The following is an 18916-nucleotide window of genomic DNA, read 5'->3' as shown; positions in this document are numbered from 1 at the left end:
GGTTTATGGAGCATCGGAAGCATTCGCTATGAGTAGTAGTACTACCAGAGACTAACATCTGCCCGGCGAGCGATTTTGTTGGCCGTCACTAGCAGAATGACACTGATCACCGCCTTGAATAGCCCTACCGCTGTCGCATAAGAGAATCTGGCATTTAAAATCCCAACACGGTACACATAGGTGTCGATAACATCGGAGTAGGGTCGCAGAATTGGATTGGTTGCCAGCAGCAAAATGTCCTCGAAGCCCGCACTGAGCAGACTGCCGATGGCAAGAATCATAAAGATAATGATAATGGGGGTAATGCTGGGGAGTGTAATCAAGTGAATTTGCTTAAACCGGCTTGCTCCATCTATAGAAGCGGCCTCATATAGGGTTGGATCAATGCCTGCAATCGCGGCCAGGTAGACAATGCTCCCGAATCCGACCTCTTTCCACACATTTACGCTTACTAGAATCGACCAGAAGTATTTGGGTAACGCCAGGAAGTTAACTGGCTCCCCTACCAGATTGAATCGCTCCAGCACATAGTTCACCGTCCCGTTGTCAACGGATAACAGCGAAAATACAAAACCGGATACTATAACCCAGGACAGGAAATAAGGTAAATAGCTGACGGTCTGGATAATGCGTTTAAAGCCCATATTCCCGATTTCATTCAGCATCAGCGCAAGAAGAATCGGGGCAGGAAAAGAGATAATCAATTTAAGCAAGCTAATCACAAGGGTATTTCGCATCACATTCCAGAACTCCGGCGCCTCGAAGAACATTCTGAAATGCATAAATCCAACCCAGGGGCTCTTCATAATGCCGCCAAAAATATCGTATTGCTGGAATGCCATAACCACGCCATACATCGGAATGTAGCTAAAAATGAATACAAAGATAATTCCCGGCCAAACCATGGACTGCAAATCCAATTGACTGATAAATTTCTTCCATCTACGCGGTTTCTCGGCCGTGTTCATCCGCTTTTCCCCCTCTGGACGATTCTAGTGAAACAACGGCAACAACGATTTGTTCTTCTCCAGCATTTCATCCAGCAGTTGTTCAGCTACGGTGACCGAAGGCACGAGCGGATGATGAACCATAGCCTGTAGGGCTATATCCCGGTCTCCGTGCACAGCCGCCTCGATGGTGAGGCTCTCGTATTGCTTGACCGCGGCCAGCAAGCCTTTGATGGGCTGAGGAATTATACGCAGCGGAATCGGCAGCGGGCCTTGCTTGGTTACCATACAGTTCACCTCAATAGAGGCATCGTCCGGCAAGAAGTCAATCATTCCGTTATTCCTTACATTCAACGTCTGGATATCGCGGGAATCATTATAAATGGAGCGCATCAGCAGCACTGCCGCCTCCGAGTAGTAGGCTCCGCCGCGCTGTTCCAACTGCTTGGGCTTTTCCTTCAGCGCTACGTTCCGGTACAGTTCAAACAGCTCTTCCTCCACCTTCTTCACTACCTCAGCGCGCGATCCAGTCGTTGCTGCTGCTTCCTTCTGTTCCGCAAGCATCGCGTCCGTCATATAGTAATAGCTCAGGTAATAAGAGGGAATCGCTTTCAAAGCATTCAGAAACCGGTAGTCCCAGGAATCAAACGGCACATTGCTCGCCTTGTAACTCTGCGGGTAATCAATGAGCTCCTGCAGCTTGCTTTTACCGTCAATCACGATATCGGATACCCAGTGCAGATGGTTGATGCCGACAAACTCCGCGTAGATTTTCTCCATAGGAAGTCCGAAGAACTCGGAGAGCCACTTTTGAAAACCGATCGGCGAGTTGCACAGGCCTACACTTTTTACCGATGAGTATTTGTGAACAGCTTCAGTCACCATACCGGCCGGATTCGTAAAATTCAGCAACCAGGCATCCGGAGCCAGCTCCTCAATGTCTTTGCAAATATCCAGAATGACCGGGATAGTCCGTAGGCCTTTCATCATCCCTCCGGGACCTGTCGTCTCCTGGCCGATGACATTGTATTGAAGCGGAATTAATTCATCCCATTTGCGCGCTTCCAGCATGCCTACCCGGATTTGCGTACATACAAAGTCCGCTCCGGCAATGGCTTCCCTGCGCTCAAGCGTCTGGACCACGGTAATCGGCAGTCCGGACTCAGCAATCATGCGTTTGCTCAGTTCTGCAATCGTATGCAGCTTCTCCCTTCCCTCCTCAATATCCACCAGCCATACTTCGCGAATGGGAAGCTCTTGGTGATGCAGGATGATGCCTTCAATAAGCTCAGGCGTATACGATGATCCCGCTCCGATGACAACCAGCTTCAATGTTTCCTCCATGATAGACCCTTCCTTCATCTTTTTCATTTTGGTCTTATAAAAACTAGCCTATTGTGTTCAGTACTTTCCCCTGTGATAGATTATCTAGAACCTTCTGATCTACACGCATACCGCTGCTTTCCATAGCCAGAACGACCGATCCTACAACCGGCTCCCGGGTCAAAATCCTTAAAGTGCCATTCGGAGCCGACAACTTCACTCTTCTCTCAATGGCCCGCCGGATGATGCCTGAGCGGTCTCCCTTTGTCAGCAGGCTGCCTGCAAGTACGATGTCGAAGAAGTCCTCCTCCATGCCCAAGCGATGGATGGCCGATGCCGCGGCCAAACCCAGCTCATCCCCTTGCTTGACCAGCAGCTCGGTGGCAACCTGGTCCCCTTCCTCTGCCGCTTGAAACAATAGTTCAGCAATATGGGGAGGCAGGTCTCTGAAATGATCCAGGTAATCCTCTCTTAGCTCCGAAACATTGGAATAGCCCAACAATTCCGTTAAGCGTTCGGTTAGGACCGTCTCCTTCTCTCTTCCCTCATCCGCCCGAAGGACGCTACGGAATACCTCAATACTTAAATCATAGCCACCGCCATAATCCCCGAACCGGTAGCCGAATCCACCACATTGGTATGTAGCACCCAACGGATTTTTACCACTACAGTTCACGCCTGATCCGCAAATCAGCACGATCCCATAGTTCTTCTCTGTACCTGACCGCAAGGCAATCCAGGTGTCGCAGGAAATCTCAGTTTGGGGAAGATCAAAGCTGCTGATGATCGGTCGCAAAATCCGGAAATCAGCCTCTCTGTCCGCTCCCGCTAAGCCGAACCAGGAGTAATCCAGCTGATCCTTGGTCAGCCCTGACGCCATAATTGCTTCAGATATGGCCTGCTGCAAACTGTTCACCGCCTGCTCACGGTTTATTTGATGATTTCCGATCCCACCCTTGCCAACTCCGATGACCTTCCCTTGTTCATCTGCAATCATTGCATGGGTTTTACTGCCTCCTGCATCAACTCCCAAAAAATACTTCACGGATGATTTCACTCCTAAAATTCAAGGTAATCTAACAGATGCGGTGGATTCACGAATGAGTAGCTGCGGAGCAAGCTTCGTTACAGCGGGCGGCATCACCTCCCCGTTGATCATTTTTAGTAGTAAATCAACGCCTATATTGCCCATTTGTGCCTCAGGTTGTCTGACCGTCGTTAACCGCGGGTAAAATTCACCTACGAACTGCTGATCATCAAATCCAACAATTGAGATATCGTGGGGTACTCGAATTCCCTCTTCCCGGAGAGCCTGAACCATTCCAAGAGCAATAAAATCGTCCCCGGAAAAAAAAGCTGTCGGCAGCTTATCTTCGCGGATCCATCTCTTGGCCACCTCATAGCCGCCGCTTACTGTAAAACTGCAGTATTCCGTTCCGAATGGCGTTAACCCGGCATCCTCGAGCGCTTGGACATAACCGCGCTTACGCTCCGCTACACTTAGAAATACCGAAGGGCCGCCAATATAGGCGATTTGAGTGTGCCCAAGATCGAGCAAGTGCTTTGTAGCCTCATACCCGCCTTGATAGTTATCGACCACGACGCTAGGCACATCCTCATGCTGAAACTGGTTATCCAGCAATACAAACGGAATATTTTTTCTTTTCAGTTCCTCTACATAGGCCTTTTCTTCAAGTGGGGACAACAGGATAATTCCATCAACGCGATCCTTCTGAAACAGGAAATTATCGCCTTCATCCTCATTCTCGGCGATCGATAGGGCTAAAAAATACCCTTGCGCCGCCAGCTTCCGGTTCACCACGCGAATAACCCGGTCATAGAAAGAGTCGTTAAAGTTGGTAATCGACATCCCGATGACTCCCGTTTTGCCTCTCACAAGACTCCGCGCTGCTGAATTGGGCTGATAATTTAATTCCTCCATAGCTTTCAGTACTTTCTGTCTATTAGCTTCCCGTACAGAGGGTAAATTGTTAAGCACCCTGGATACGGTCACTACAGAGAGTCCCGACTTTTTGGCTACATCATGTATATTCATCTTAGCTTCCATACCTCCGTCACCCGAAAGTTTAAACGATTAAACTTTTTAGGTAAATAAAAAAACCTTACCTTTCGTGATATTTCTATGTTCTGATTGAAAATTGCACACTGAATGTCAGCTTTGCCTTTATCAAGAACACCAAAATTCTTTACAAAAGTTTTAAGGTTTTAACTAATTTACATTCTACTTACATTTCCAATATCCGTCAATACATAAAATGCAGCCAAAACAAAAAGCAACTCATCCGCAGACAAGTTGCTTTTTAGACACGCTATTCCCCCTTCCATTGCTTCTATCATCCTCAGGTTAATTGGTAATTACCCATTTTTGTCGATCAAGAGTAGGATCAAGCTCGCTAAGGGACAGTGTCGACCCATCCGCTGATACTTCCATCGCTTTCTTATGATGAGCAGAAATAATACTTACGGTACCATCATCATTTTTGTGAAAAATCCAACGCTGATTGTTATATCCGAGATAAGGGTATAACTGAATTTTATTTTGCCCTGTGTCTAGATCAAGCGCCTGACCGGCTGTTGTACGAATAGAATAGGAGCCTGCATCGTCCCCCGTCGGCACGAATACCCACTTCTGATCCGTAAAATCATTCGCAGCCTTCAGTGTAACAGCTTCACCATTTGCGAGATTTGCTGTATAAAGGGATTTCTGTAGTTCTGCATTTACTAGACTGGAAGTGTATAGATCGGCAGGTGTTTCTCCGCTCACGTTAACGTTTTGATATGAAGCATATCCGCCAAATACATGTAGTCCAAAGCGGCCTTCTGCAAATGTGCCGTCCTGCAGGTCGATCACTTTCTGCCCATCCACATAAACCACGATATGCGGGCCCTTCGCTTCGATTTTCACTTTGTAGGTTTGACCCGGCTGAATGAACGTCGGAACTTTTGCTAGAATCTGACGCTCTTCAAAACGGCCGTCGATTTTATAAAACAGACGGATGGACTTCATATTCGGATCCAGATTTAAGTAGTATCCGCTGCGTCCATCTTCGCTGGCACGGAACAACATAGAGCCTGCTCCTCCGGATTTCCCTAACATCATCTCTGCTTCATAAGTAAAATCTCCTGCCTGCTTCTCTGCGATATAATTCGCGTCACTCAAGTAATTTCCACGAATCCCATTTTCACCAATGACCCAGGAGGCTGCAGATAGATCTTTAGTCCACCCACTTAAGTTCGTATGAAATTCACCCCCAGATACCTTAACTAATAAGCTAGCGGATGTCTTCCCATTTGGAGTAGAGACAGTAATGATAGACTCGCCTTCTTTTTTAGCTACAAGGGTTGCCTGGGATTTATCCACCACGTTTAGTTCAACAACATCCTTGTTACTGGAATTCCATTTAAGCTGCTGTGCCCCATTACCGGTACCATTCTCTACCATCGCCAAAAGTATGTCGCTTTGCCCCTTGCTCAGTTCGCGATCAGTTGTATCCATCATTATCTTGGTAGCTGAGCCCGTCTCCTGATTCCATACAGAGCCTAACTGATTCACCTTCAGAGATACGACTTTTACGTTGCCTCCTTTGGTGTAAAAACTCAAAGCTCTGCTGGCTGGATCCGGAAAAATGACGTCAGAGAAAACAACTTTACCGTTGTTGCCAAAAACCTCAATAGAAGACTCATCTACAAGGATACGCATCTTAACTCGCTTGTTCTCCGTTTGCATTGCCGCTTCATGTCTTGTACTAAATAGACTCGAAAAATCCGTCAAACCAGATGCAGACCGATCCACGAAAATCCGACCCTCACCAGGTTTATATCCAACAACCGTTTTTTGACTTCCCCCTACACGAACGTTAAAGCCAAATTCACTAACCTGACTACCTGCTGGAATTTCTACTTCAGCTTCAATCTCGTATGCACCAGAGGTAACCCCTTTCAATAGATTCTGAGAAGAAGGACTCACCTCTTTGTTAGCAGTAGAATACAGCTGACTACGCAGCGATTCCAACTCCTTGATCGGACTTTGAGCGAGCTGAATCCCATTTTTTGTCGTTACTAATGAGACTTCTCTTGGGATTGACAGTACGCCTTTCCAATGGCTTGTTGGAAAAGCAAACGGATAGTCCCAGTTTGTCATCCACGCCATCATTACGCTGCGATGATCTGGCATGTTCGAAAAAGACATTGAAGCGTAGAATTCTTTTCCAAAATCTGTTCGCAATACTTTCCCTGCCGGATTATCATTAACGAATTTACCTTCCGCTGTTAAATGACCCACAAAATATTCAGCATCTGATCCGCCTGTTTTTGAATTCGCTCCTGTACTAATCATCAGAACCCATTTCTTCTGTGATGTTCCGTCTACCGAAAGCTGAAGCAAATCCGGACATTCCCATACACCGCCGCGAACATAGTCCCCGTATCCCCAACTATCTGTTAGGGTCCAATCAAGTAGATTTGTTGAAGTAAAGAAACGAATATGATCTCCACCGGATACAACCATTACCCACCTGTTATTGTCATTATCACGAATCACTTTCGGATCACGGAAATCCCAGCCTCCCGGCTCCCCTCCATTATCGCCTGGATTTCCGATAACCATTGGACGCGTCTTGGAATATTCCCAAGTACGACCTTGGTCCTTGCTGTATGCAAGACCGATACGCTGATTCCCATTCGGGCCATCGGGATTATAGGAAGTGTAGTAGGCAATTAGACCTTTACCTCCTGAATCCCCGAACAAACCTGATGCATTCGTCAAATCTGCCACAGCTGATCCAGACCAGACATGCCCATGATCATTCCACGGCAGCGCAATCGGAAGCCGCTTCCAGTTCAGCATATCCTTACTGACAGAATGTGCCCAAGTGCCTCCGTCCTGATGGAATAGATGATATTCACCTTCGAAGTAGACAAGTCCGTTCGGATCACTGGCAGAACCACGAATTGGCGTATAGTGGTATTGAGGACGATATTTTTCACTATAATAATTGCTGGCATCCGTCACATAGGTATCCTGAAAGTAAGCTGTTCCCTGTTTAACAACGATTCCTGCATATCCATCGGTATAGGTTTCATCTGTTAGATCGATTGCGGCCGGGGTGTATCCGTCTAGAAAGACCTGAATTCTGTTTCCCTTCGCCTTTATCTCTACATGATGTTTTGCTCCGGCCTGACTTGGATAGGTATGCTGTGAACTTGCAATCGTTGTTCCGTTAGCTTTCGTCAGACTTACACGAACCTGATTTCCTTCCTTCGTAAGGGCTGCTTCATATCCCTTTGTTCCATCAGCCGATGAACGAAAGGCGAGCGCTGCAACAGAATCAGGACGAAGAGATAGATTTCCTTCATATACAAAATCAGCAGCTTGTTTGTTATAAATTTGCTGTGACTTACTCTGGTTTACTACCATTCCTTTCTTGCCGTTGATATTAGGCTGCCATTGTCCTTTATTTGTAACCACAGCACCCAAATTCCCTTTCAGGTCGCTTACGATAATATTTTGGAACAAAACAGAACCATTCCATACATTGAGTCCCAGCTTACCAGTACGATACGCATCATCCTGAACCTCAATCACAGGTTTATATTCATTGTCCCAATATACTTTCAGTGATGAACTCTCTGCTTTCACCTTGAGATGATAGATCTCTTCTGCCTTAACAGTAACCTTCCGCTCCTCTTTTAATTTCCCTTCACCATCACTTGCGTCTCGTAAGCGGATCATACCTGCATTCGGAACAATTTGGAGCATGTGGGAACCCCAGCCATCTTCATTAGAACGGAACAATAAGGTCGCGTCCGCTTGCATATCCTTGATCATGACATCAGCTTCATAGATAAAATCCTCTGACACCGTTTCGGAGATTGCCATTACATTTTCTTGTGGATCGGAAGTCAGTAAAATCCCTTCCACAGTATCCGCCAACTTACCTTTTCCTTTTATTTGCCAACCTGTCAAGTTTGTGTTTGTTTTGGTTACGCTTTCAAAAATAGAAAGCCCCTCCTTAGCTTGTTTACTTACCTCCTGATCAGCGGGCGCAGCCCAACCCGTACCGGGATTCGCTACATATATGCTTGCGGAAGTCATAACAAATCCTGTTGCCATGAGAAAGGATAAAATTACTTTTCCCTTATTAACCATCCTCTTCACCCTCTTTTTCTATCATCAATCATTTCTTTTATTGTAAAATAAGAAGGAGGCCAATTCATTGCACTGACCTCCTCTCTATATTCTTTTACAATTGAGCAGAACTCTAACTTTCCAGTGCTGTGAGTCCAAGAGCGAGAGCACCACATAATCCCGCCTGTTGGCCTAGTCCTGGTGGAACGATATACTCATCTATGTGTTCCAAAATAGTACTTGAGCTGACATAACCGTTCAGGTTCTGTAGCACGGCCTGCCGAATAAGTGGAAACAATTGGGACTGCTGCATAACACCACCACCCAGAATGATTTTCTGAGGAGAGTTAAGCAATATAGCACCCGTAATCGACTGCGCAATATAAAATGCTTCCATTTCCCATGCAAGGTGATCTATAGGAAGTTCATGTCCCTTCTTCCCCCACCTTGCTTCAATAGCAGGACCTGCCGCCATCCCTTCTAGGCAGTCCCCATGATAGGGACATCCCCCTGGGAATTCATCTTCAGGATGGCGTCTTGTAAGAACATGACCCCCTTCAGGATGCACAAGACCATGAATAAGTTTGCCTTCTGAATACACTCCCACACCAACACCCGTGCCAACTGTATAGTACAAACAGCTGGATAACCCTTGGGCTGCGCCCCATTTGGCTTCACCAAATGCCGCTGCATTGACGTCCGTGTCCCAGCCAAAGGGAACCGAAAAGTTTCTTTTCAAAGTGCCCAGCATATCGTAATTTCCCCAACCTGGTTTTGGTGTTGTTGTAACGTAACCATACGTCGGACTATCTGGGCTTATATCGATTGGACCAAACGATCCAATTCCCATAGCTTCTACTGGTTTGTCTTGAAAATATTGAATAACTTTGGGCAACGTCAACTCAGGATGTTCTGTCGGGAAACTGATCTGATCTTCAATGATCCCATTTTCATTCCCAATGCCACATATAAACTTCGTTCCGCCAGCTTCAATCGCTCCTATACGCATATACAAGACTCCTCTCGGTGACTAATTCTTGTCTTGCTCAGCAGAGAGAGTAAGCTCATAGATATCCAGGGAAATCAGCAAGTCATTCTCATTTTCTGCAAACACAGCAATACCTTTAGATTCTAGTCCAGGGAATATAAGATCCGTAATCACTGCCTGACCTCCATTACTAAACGCCTCAACGGAAGAGCGATCCACATAAATACGGAGATCATTTGACTCATCAAGCGCTGCGAGTTTGGCTGAATGATGTCCTACGAAATGTTCATGGAAATCATGCTGGCCCGAAGCCTTCCGGTCTACATAAAGTTCCTCTGTCTCACCGTTGATACCGATCACTGTTTGTTCATCCGCACCAACTCTTACCTTGAAACCTACAGATTTACCCCGAGCGAACTCAGCTATAATCTCATAAGATTTCAAGTGAATCTCTTTAAGAAGAGTATTGATTTCTTGCACCGTTGCATTTTTTATAGAAAGGACTTGTACACGAGCTGATTCCAACTCTTGTACCGGCTTCTGCACAAGAAAGGTTCCCCCTTGTCTTGATTCGAGCTGAAGTTCTCTTGCAATTGTCATCGCGCCACGGAATTCTTCTGCTGGCGTCTTGTTAGCATACATCCAGTTGCTCATCCAGCCGATAAATAGCCTTCTTCCATCTTCCGCCGGTATATCGGACCAACTTACACCTGCATAGTTATCTCTTCCATAATCAAGCCAGCGAACTTTTATCGAATCTTCATCTGGCGTGAACACTTCTCCATCAAAATCCCCTGTAAAATACTGTGTTCTTGATCCTTCCACAAAAGCGGGATCCGCACCGATGCTCACTAGCATCACCCATTTCGTGTTCGAAGGATCGCCATCAATGGCCAGCGGGAACAAGTCCGGGCATTCCCATACCCCGTCATGAGAACCGATTCCTTCTCCGAATTCACTGGCAAATGTCCAGTTCATCAGATCAGGAGAATGATATAGACACACCGTTTGACCACAAGCTACAATCATCACCCATTGATTAGTATCTTTATTCCAAAATACTTTCGGGTCACGGAAATCAATGAATGTATCATGTTCAAGCACCGGGTTTCCATCATATTTCGTCCAGGTTCTTCCGTTATCCTTACTATAAGCCAAGCTTTGACGCTGAATGGCTGGCTTGCCTTCCGGCATATCCAAATGGTGTGTGAAAATCGCTACTAGACCTGGTTTATCTTCAAAAAATCCAGTCGTATTATTCCAGTCAACTACGGCACTGCCGGAAAAAATCATACCTAACTCATCTGGAGCAAGAGCGATAGGCAGCTCCTCCCATGTAACCAGATCCTTGCTGACCGCATGGCCCCAGTGCATAGCGCCCATAGTCATTCCACCTGGATGGTGCTGGAAGAACAAATGATATTCACCCTCAAAATAAACCATTCCGTTTGGATCATTCATCCACTTTTCCTTAGGGGAAAAATGATACACTCCGCGGTAATTTTGTTTCGCAATCGTAGACATTATTGTTTTCTCCTTTACTCCCGAACACGGCATTTACCGCATATTATTTATAGTTTATTATTTGCTTGCTCTGTCATAGCCGCCTTGTTTAATTTCAAGCCATTCTTGCAGGCCCAGACGGTCCAATTCTTTCAAATATTCATCCCACTGCGCTTCGACTTTACCATTTTGGTACCATTCAGTACGCATTCTAAGCACGTAGGCAAACAGATCCGTCTCAATTGTCGTAAGGCGATCAAGCTCTTGAATAGAATGGAATACACTCGGCATTACGTTTTCTGCTTTCATTTTAGGCGCCATGATGTTCTTGATAATATCCATTCTGCCTTTGGCATCATCCGGCATGGTTGTGTATTTGCCATAATAGGAATCAAGGATAGCTAAGGGTCCACCGACACTTGTTTTCTCACGTAGTTCTACAGGAGCTGCACCCTCCAGCGGCAAATGCTTCAGCATTTCTTTTTCTTTATCAAATTCGAAAATATTTTGCTGTTTATCGTCTCCATACGTTCCCCAGTTGTTCTGTACAGATTGAATCGGATCGTAGAGTTGATCAACCCATTTTGCTGTCGTTTCTAAGTTCTTATTGGCGCTAGTAACAACCATCTTACCTCTGCCCAAACCAAGCGCGTTCGTTCTTGTTACGTTAACTTCACCATCTGGTCCAGCAAGTGGAGGCATAACCTCGTAAATGTCATTTGCTCCAGTGATGTTGGCTTTATCCCATGAGAAGTAAAGTCCGTATCTCTGATCCTTCCCTTTTGCAAGGTAAGTACTCCAGTCCTGTGTATAGGCTTCAATATCAATGAGTCCTTCTTTATACAGCTCGTTAATAAAAGAAACGGCTTCTTTGTAATCATCTTGTGCCGCCGTAAATATTACCTTCCCATCATTGCTTACAACCGCGTGGTCGGGGTTCTCCCCCAATCCGAATGAAGCAAATAGGAAAACCAGATCTTCTGCTCCAGGCTTGTTAATAAAGGACAAAGGAATTTCGTCAGCCTTACCATTGCCATTTGGATCTTTTGTTTTGAAGGCAATTAATACTTCTTTTAATTCTTCTGTTGTTGTAGGCATATCAAGGCCCAGCTTCTCAAGCCATTCCACATTGATCCAAGGCATACTGTCTACAGCCTGGATTCTTTCTTTGCCATTGCCCAGCTCTTCGATCCACGGAAAGGCATAAATATTACCGTCTGGTGCCGTAATCATACTCTTGTATTCCGGTGCTTCTTCCAGCACCTTTTTGAAGTTGGGCATATTGTTCTCGATAAGCTCATTCAGCGGAATAATGGCACCATCTTTAGCAAGCTTGAGCAGCTCATAGTCGCTATAGTCCGCATTAAAAATTGCATCAGGAAGATCGCCGCTTGCCACAGCCAAGTTTCTTTTTTCAACAAATACGTCTTTCGTGAAATTCTTCCAATTAATATGAACATTCGTCTTTTCTTCAAGACGCTTATTAATCAGTTTTTCATTTGGATCAACGGGTGCAAGTGGAGAGCTTTGCGTAATAAAGTTCAAAGTTACTTTACCGCTGGCGTCCTGTTCTTTACTAGCTGCACTTCCCCCTCCTCCTCCGCCACCGCATGCAGTAAGGAACATAAACGAAGCAAGTACAGATGCAGAAGCTACTTTCGTTGATACTCTTGATTTCTTAATTCTTTTCATAGGGTATGACCTCCAAATTAGATATGAATGAATTAATCTTTATCTATGTGCAGCCTGTTTCCTACTTAAGGGAACCGACCATAACACCTTTTTCAAAGTACTTCTGGAAGAACGGATACATAACAATAAGTGGCAAACTGGAAACAACAATGGCAGCGTACTTGATGATTTCAGACAATCGTTTCATTTCCGCCATGGCGAGTTGATCGCTGATCATGCCCGGATCTACCTGATTCTGGATCAAGATCGACCGCAACACGAGCTGCAGTGGATGAAGATTCGGATTATCTAAATAGATCATGGCGTCAAAGTAGGAATTCCACTGGCCCACAAAAGCATAAAGAGCGAGCACGAAAACAATCGGTTTGGAGAGCGGTAATACGACACTGAAGAAAATTCGCATCTCCGAGGCTCCGTCGACATTAGCGGCTTCCTTCATTTCATTCGGTACTCCTTTGAAGAAAGTTCTAGAGAGAATGATGTTCCATACATTGACTGCTCCTGGAATGATCACCGCCCATACTGTATCAAGCAGACCAAGATTCTTAACGAGCAGGTATGTAGGTATAAGCCCACCCCCAAAGAACATGGTGATAATAAACAAGGTCATGAAGAATCCTTTTCCTTTGAGCCTGTCATCAGACAGTGCGTACCCTGCACAGATTGAGACGAGAACGGTAAGCATAGCAAATGAAACAGAGTATAAAACAGAGTTTCCAAAACCTCGGATCATGGCCGGATTAGAAAGAATTTTTATATACCCTTCTAATGACCAGTCCGAAAGGTTGAATGATAATCCTTTACTGAGCAGAACTGATGGATCCATAAAAGATGCAATCACTACATAAATCAAAGGAAGTACAATGATAAGTACGGCCAGTGTCAGGAAGATCGCGTTCAGCACGACGATAAAGCGATCTAATCCGGAATGTTTAATGGGCATAGCTTGTTGCTCCTTTCTTAGTAAAGACCTTCGCCCTCATTCAGTTTCTTCACGGTGAAGTTAACGGTGACGAGCAAGACGATGTTGATGATAGAGTTAAACAACCCTACTGCGGCTGAATAGGCATAATCGCCCGACTGCAAACCAATTTTATAAACGTAAGTCGGAATGATTTCTGAGGTTGGCAAGTTCATCGCCGTTTGCATGAGATAGGCTTTTTCGAAACCAATGGACATAATCCCACCAGCTGCAAGGATAAATACGATAGCCATAATTGGACGAATGGTTGGCAAATCGATATGGCGTATTCTTTGTAGAAGATTAGCGCCGTCAAGATTGGCTGCATTATGTAACTCAGGATCGACATTAGCAAGTGCTGCTACATAAATAATGGATGCCCAACCGGCTCCGGTCCAAATATCAGAAAGAATGTAGATCGAACGGAAGTACTCCGGACGAGACATGAACATGATTGGTTCACCTGTAAGCCACGTAAAAAACTGGTTAATCGGTCCCGTTGGGGACAAGAAGATAAACAACATCCCGACCACAACGACAACAGAAATAAAGTTAGGTGCATACAAGAACAACTGAATGTTCTTTTTGACGCCTGCACGGCGAATTTGATTTAACATCAACGCAAGCAAGATTGGGATTGGAAAACTCAGAATTAATCCGAAGAAACTTAATTTAAGCGTATTCATAAAGATAACTTCGAAGTTGGGGGATGACAGGAATTTCTCGAAGTTGTACAAGCCTACCCATTCACTCCCCATAATCCCTTTGATTGGGCTGAAATCTTTAAAGGCGATAATCGCACCATACATAGGACCGTATTTAAAAATCAGGGTCAGGATCACAGCTGGTGCGAGCAAAATATAAAGAAAGTAGTATTTCTTTAGATAGTCTAGTAAGGAGCTCTTATGTTTGGTCACCATTGTTCTGTGTTCAGCTTCTATTAGGTTTTGCAATGCCTTTACCTCCGTTCTTATCAATGTTTATATCTTGATGCAGTAAGGGCTTTCAATTGGCTTATGTCCTGCTGCTTTTACAATTTACCAAACACTTAATCGTTCGTCAATACATTTTGTAAAATTATTTATGTGCATATGACAAAGCATTATGTTCATAAATGATGCATATAATTTTACATAATTACAAATACAGCCAATTTAAATAGGATTATATACTTTAAAGTCAACATATTCTCATGAAGATGAAAATAATAATACCTTTTTTGCACATTTATTCGCTGATAAAATGTAAACTAAATTGTGCATTTGTAAATATCATATTGCTATTTTGAGTAAACTAATATACATTAAAGAGAGTTGGAATCATGCCAAACAGTACACTATTTGTGGCGAAGGTTAAGAACAAGAATATAGAGGTGAATTACATAGATGGCCAGGGAAAAAGTAACCATACAAGACATCGCGGATGCTTTAGGAATCTCTAGAAATACAGCTTCCAAAGCCTTAAATGGAACGAATGGTATACCTGATGAAACTAGAAACAAGGTTATAAAGAAAGCGATAGAGTTAAAATATAAACAATTTGCTTTTATGGACACCGAGAGTGTTCAACCAAGAAACTCTGGAAATATCGCTTTATTAACAGAAAACTTACCTAACACTTCCCACTTTGGATCGAAACTGATCAGTGGCATGGAGAAACGAATCAGTGCAGAAGGATATAATTTATCCATGCACATTATAAGAGACATTGATCAGGAGTCCTTGTCTCTTCCAAATAATTTTGATGTCGCCAATGTAGACGGAATTATTTGTATTGAGTTGTTCAATTCCGAATATAGTAAGCTGATTACAAGTCTAGGCATTCCAACTATTTTCATCGACTGCTCTGCCGATATCTGCTACCCTGAATTCCAAGCAGATGTACTTCTCATGGAAAACGAACACAGCACATATCAACTTACAAAAAAGTTAATTGATGGCGGTTACACATCACTGGGGTTCATCGGGGACTATAATCACTGTAGGAGTTTTAATGAAAGATGGGTGGGCTTTAATCGCGCATTGATAGAATCTGGGATTCATCTCGATCTCTCACAATGTATTCTCGATGACGATCGACTATTTTTTTCGAGTCCGGAGTGGGCAGATGCTAAGCTAAGCCAAATCAATCAGCTTCCTTCTGCTTTCGTGTGTGCTAACGATTATATTGCGGTTACCTTTATGAAGTCACTCAAAAATATGCTTTCCATTCCTAATGACCTCGTCATTTGTGGTTTTGATAATGGTCCTGAATCAAGCATTGTAGAACCCCATCTCACCACTGTTCATATTTATAGTAATCAGATGGGTGTCAAAGCAGCTGAAATGCTACTTTCCCGAATTCATGATCCGAAGCAACCCTATCAGGTTTCTCATATTTATACCAAACTCATCCTAAGAGACTCTACACCTAATATCAGTTGATGGATTTAAAAAGAACCCAAGCGATTAAAAATTCCGTCGCTGGGGTTCTTTTTTTTCGTTGAATTGTTCCAATTACAATGTCCTGTATTTATAACCCCACAATTAGTTTAAGGAAGGATTGTATTCTTCATAGGATAGAACAATATGCTCTCGTTTTAGCAGACAATGCTCTATAATCGCCTTACGTTTCGCTTTCAGGACAATTTGTTCAATATCAGCAAAACTGCAACCGGAAAGACGTTCGCATGCCTCCTCCATCAACCCAGCTTCACTTTCAAAGTCATTAATTAACAGTTCGACATATTGACGCCTACTTGATTCATCCGGGTTAGCATAAATCATTTTTGTATCAAACCTTCGCCAAATAGCTCTATCCAGTTCATTTTCTAGGTTCGTCGCTGCTACAAAAATGCTATTGTCACCAAAATCATCGAGACATTGCAGCAGTGTATTCACCGCACGAGCCATTTCTTTAACCTCGTCATTACTCTCCCGTGTTCTTGCAATGGCATCAAACTCATCCAGGAAAAGAACACAAGGAGATGCTTTGGCATACTCAAATATTTTCCGGATATTACTTCCAGTCTCGCCCAAATGGCTGTGAATAATTGCATCAAGTCGAACCAGGATAAGTGGAAGCTCCAGCATTTGAGCCATATAAAATGCCGTCAGTGTTTTCCCTGTGCCCGGTGGACCATACATAACCACTTTATTGGGAATGGGAACTCGATGTTCTTCAAATCTTTCCCTCATACCTAAGATTGTGATGAATTCTTCGACAATCTTTCGATTCATATCGGGTAGGACGAGATGTCTAACCTTTTTGGCACATTCTTTGGGTGTATAATAGGTACCCATATCAATCCCTTTTGCTCTGGGTAGACGTTGATTGGTGCTGCTTTTATTCATTATTTATTGAAGCTCCTTTAAAATGGTTATTTTTAAGAAATCCAAAAGATCCTTTCTGAATCCAGTTCAACCTGCTCTAATTGCCGCTCGAAGTTCTCGTGAGGAACGATAGAGTCCGCTTGTGACCATTCATTATTCACAAATCAATTCAAATACACATTGTTTTTATTCGTAATTATTACGATTTAAAATATCATACTTTCTTTTTGTTTATAATGTCAACCAGTAGCACAAAAAAGAGCCTTTATAATTCCAAGGCTCTTTTAGGGTATATCTATTAAATCGGCCATCCAGGCAAAGCAGAAGTTCCAGCATCTTGCCTTCACATATTGTAAGTCCTGGCTAGCTTGGACTTAGCTCTGAGCCGGGTGAATTCCTTAGTTACCAGGATTACCGTCCACACTACAACCACAGAATCAATTACAAGCGAACCCCAATATACTCCGGAGACGCCTAACCATCTTGGCAAAACAAGCATCACTGGCACATAAAAAACAAGTTGTCTGGTGATGCCGATAACGGCTGCCGGCTTCCCTTTATTAATCGCAGGGAAAAAGGTCATGGCCATAAAAATGAGCGACAATAACGGCAGAACCGCCATGTTCAACCGGAAATATAACATTTCGCTGGTCTTAAAGATTTGATCCGGCAGCATTAGCCCCAGAATGGAAGCCGGCGAGATCATGGAAATTATCCAGAAAGGCAAAGTCAGCAGCATGGAAACGAGTGTGAATATTTTATAGGCTTTGATGGCGCGCTCATACTGTTCTGCTCCAAAATTTATGCCGATGACTGGCTGCAAGGCGCGCATTAATCCGAATATCGGCGTCAACAGGAAGGTGAATACACGAAAAACCACTCCATAAAATGCAATATCTGCTGTAGTCCCGTATCTCGAGAGTGCATTAAATACTACAACAGCCTGTACCAGATTCATAAAGTTCATAATGAAAGAGGACATTCCCAGACCAATTATGGATTTGATTGTGGCAGCATCCCGATAGATTGCGAAGACATTCGTTCGGAATGAGGCAAATCCTTTGCCAAAATAAATCCATCCCAGCAAGGTGTAGACCAGCATCCCGATATTTGTAGCCCAGGCAGCACCCTCTACTCCAAAATTCAGCCAGGCTACCAGAATATAATTGGACAATACATCAACTGCCAGTCCAATGCCCATTACCACGGCTGCCGATTTCATTTTCCCTTCGGCACGTACAATCATGTTGGCAGCCAGTCCATAAATCCAGAAAAATGAACCAATCACCGTAATTCTAAAATAGCTGTCTCCAAGAGCCAGAGTTTCCCCTTCTCCTCCCATGATTCGCACCAGCTGTGTAGAGAAAAGCAAACCCAATACCATATAGACAAGCGTTACAAGGATGGACAGATAATTAACATTCCCCATCAAACGCTTCTGCATTTCTTTGTCCTGCCTGCCGAGGGCTAAACTTAAAGCAGAACCGGCACCCACCCCAATCAAGGAGCCCAGTCCCAAGCTGATCTGGGTTAAAGGATAAGCTACCGATACCCCAGCCAGTGCTTCCTCTCCGACAAATCTTCCCACAAATACAGCGGCAATAACCGCATTTAAGCCATAGAGGACCATTGCGATGATAGCGGGCCATGATAACTGGACCATAATATTCCAAAGATTACCGTTGAGAATAAAATGCGTCTGCTTGTCTTTGCTGTTGTTTATCTGTGTTACTGTGTTCATAATATGAATTTTCTCTCCTTCTTTTGACTGAATATGCAAAGTCGTCGTTCAAAAATTATACGGGACTCCTTGCATTAACTAGTCTATAAGACATGTTGGCTAGCAACTACCGCAAAAAGGATTGTTTCTATCTCATATAGGATTTTATCTTTGAATTTATATAAATCTCCCCGGAATAGCCCCCTCTCATTTCCATTCTATTAAAAAACTGCAGCAGGAGTGGTCGCGGCTCCGCAAGTTTCCGGTACATGGTCAATTTTGAATGCTAGGCAATCATTTAGTCTTCCCTACTTAACTCAACA

13 protein-coding genes are annotated in these 18916 nt (G+C 44.0%); 1 reads left to right on the top strand and 12 read right to left on the bottom strand.

The genetic code is table 11. The features are described 5' to 3' along the window. Positions 1 to 41: 41 nt before the first annotated feature. The 10 genes from MHI32_RS07405 to MHI32_RS07360 all read right to left on the bottom strand — a co-directional run bounded on the left by MHI32_RS07405 (position 42) and on the right by MHI32_RS07360 (position 14482). Positions 42 to 968: an ABC transporter permease subunit gene (locus tag MHI32_RS07405; protein ID WP_036675807.1), complete on the bottom strand. Its 927-nt coding sequence runs from the start codon at positions 966 to 968 to the stop codon at positions 42 to 44. A gap of 24 nt (positions 969 to 992) precedes the next feature. After that, on the bottom strand, positions 993 to 2291 hold the full coding sequence (locus tag MHI32_RS07400) for a 6-phospho-beta-glucosidase (RefSeq protein WP_076307094.1): 1299 nt from the start codon (positions 2289 to 2291) through the stop codon (positions 993 to 995). Positions 2292 to 2334: 43 nt separating this feature from the next. After that, positions 2335 to 3315, bottom strand: coding sequence for a BadF/BadG/BcrA/BcrD ATPase family protein (locus MHI32_RS07395; RefSeq protein WP_076125294.1), 981 nt, complete (start codon positions 3313 to 3315; stop codon positions 2335 to 2337). A 21-nt stretch (positions 3316 to 3336) separates the two neighbouring features. Continuing rightward, the gene (locus MHI32_RS07390) at positions 3337 to 4326 is read right to left on the bottom strand and encodes a LacI family DNA-binding transcriptional regulator (RefSeq protein WP_248547745.1); all 990 of its coding nucleotides are present in this window, start codon (positions 4324 to 4326) and stop codon (positions 3337 to 3339) included. A gap of 309 nt (positions 4327 to 4635) precedes the next feature. Next, entirely contained in the window at positions 4636 to 8439 is a 3804-nt protein-coding gene (locus MHI32_RS07385; RefSeq protein ID WP_340012098.1) for a GH32 C-terminal domain-containing protein, read from the bottom strand. Between the two features lie 112 nt (positions 8440 to 8551). Continuing rightward, entirely contained in the window at positions 8552 to 9427 is an 876-nt protein-coding gene (locus tag MHI32_RS07380; RefSeq protein ID WP_280752631.1) for an ROK family protein, read from the bottom strand. A gap of 21 nt (positions 9428 to 9448) precedes the next feature. Further along, positions 9449 to 10930, bottom strand: coding sequence for a glycoside hydrolase family 32 protein (locus MHI32_RS07375; RefSeq protein ID WP_340012097.1), 1482 nt, complete (start codon positions 10928 to 10930; stop codon positions 9449 to 9451). Between the two features lie 57 nt (positions 10931 to 10987). Next, a complete protein-coding gene (locus tag MHI32_RS07370; RefSeq protein WP_076193509.1) occupies positions 10988 to 12601 on the bottom strand; it encodes an ABC transporter substrate-binding protein in 1614 nt (537 codons plus the stop codon). A gap of 61 nt (positions 12602 to 12662) precedes the next feature. Continuing rightward, a complete protein-coding gene (locus MHI32_RS07365) occupies positions 12663 to 13544 on the bottom strand; it encodes a carbohydrate ABC transporter permease (protein ID WP_036675818.1) in 882 nt (293 codons plus the stop codon). Positions 13545 to 13561: 17 nt separating this feature from the next. Then, positions 13562 to 14482: an ABC transporter permease subunit gene (locus MHI32_RS07360; protein WP_076185370.1), complete on the bottom strand. Its 921-nt coding sequence runs from the start codon at positions 14480 to 14482 to the stop codon at positions 13562 to 13564. A gap of 465 nt (positions 14483 to 14947) precedes the next feature. Here MHI32_RS07360 and MHI32_RS07355 point away from each other — a divergent pair, with 465 nt between their 5' ends. After that, positions 14948 to 15985 (top strand): LacI family DNA-binding transcriptional regulator, encoded by a 1038-nt coding sequence (locus tag MHI32_RS07355; protein ID WP_076125304.1) that lies wholly within the window; start codon positions 14948 to 14950, stop codon positions 15983 to 15985. Between the two features lie 102 nt (positions 15986 to 16087). Here MHI32_RS07355 and MHI32_RS07350 read toward each other — a convergent pair whose 3' ends face one another. Together MHI32_RS07350 and MHI32_RS07345 are read right to left on the bottom strand one after the other, a co-directional pair. Then, positions 16088 to 16894, bottom strand: coding sequence for an ATP-binding protein (locus MHI32_RS07350; RefSeq protein WP_175619978.1), 807 nt, complete (start codon positions 16892 to 16894; stop codon positions 16088 to 16090). A 322-nt stretch (positions 16895 to 17216) separates the two neighbouring features. Then, the gene (locus MHI32_RS07345) at positions 17217 to 18614 is read right to left on the bottom strand and encodes an MATE family efflux transporter (RefSeq protein WP_076302143.1); all 1398 of its coding nucleotides are present in this window, start codon (positions 18612 to 18614) and stop codon (positions 17217 to 17219) included. Positions 18615 to 18916: the final 302 nt, after the last annotated feature.

Source organism: Paenibacillus sp. FSL H7-0690, from assembly GCF_037980415.1.
GTDB classification, from domain to species: domain Bacteria; phylum Bacillota; class Bacilli; order Paenibacillales; family Paenibacillaceae; genus Paenibacillus_AQ; species Paenibacillus_AQ odorifer.
The sequence above is the reverse complement of the archived record's forward strand: the minus strand, read 5'-3'. Positions and strand labels throughout refer to the sequence as shown.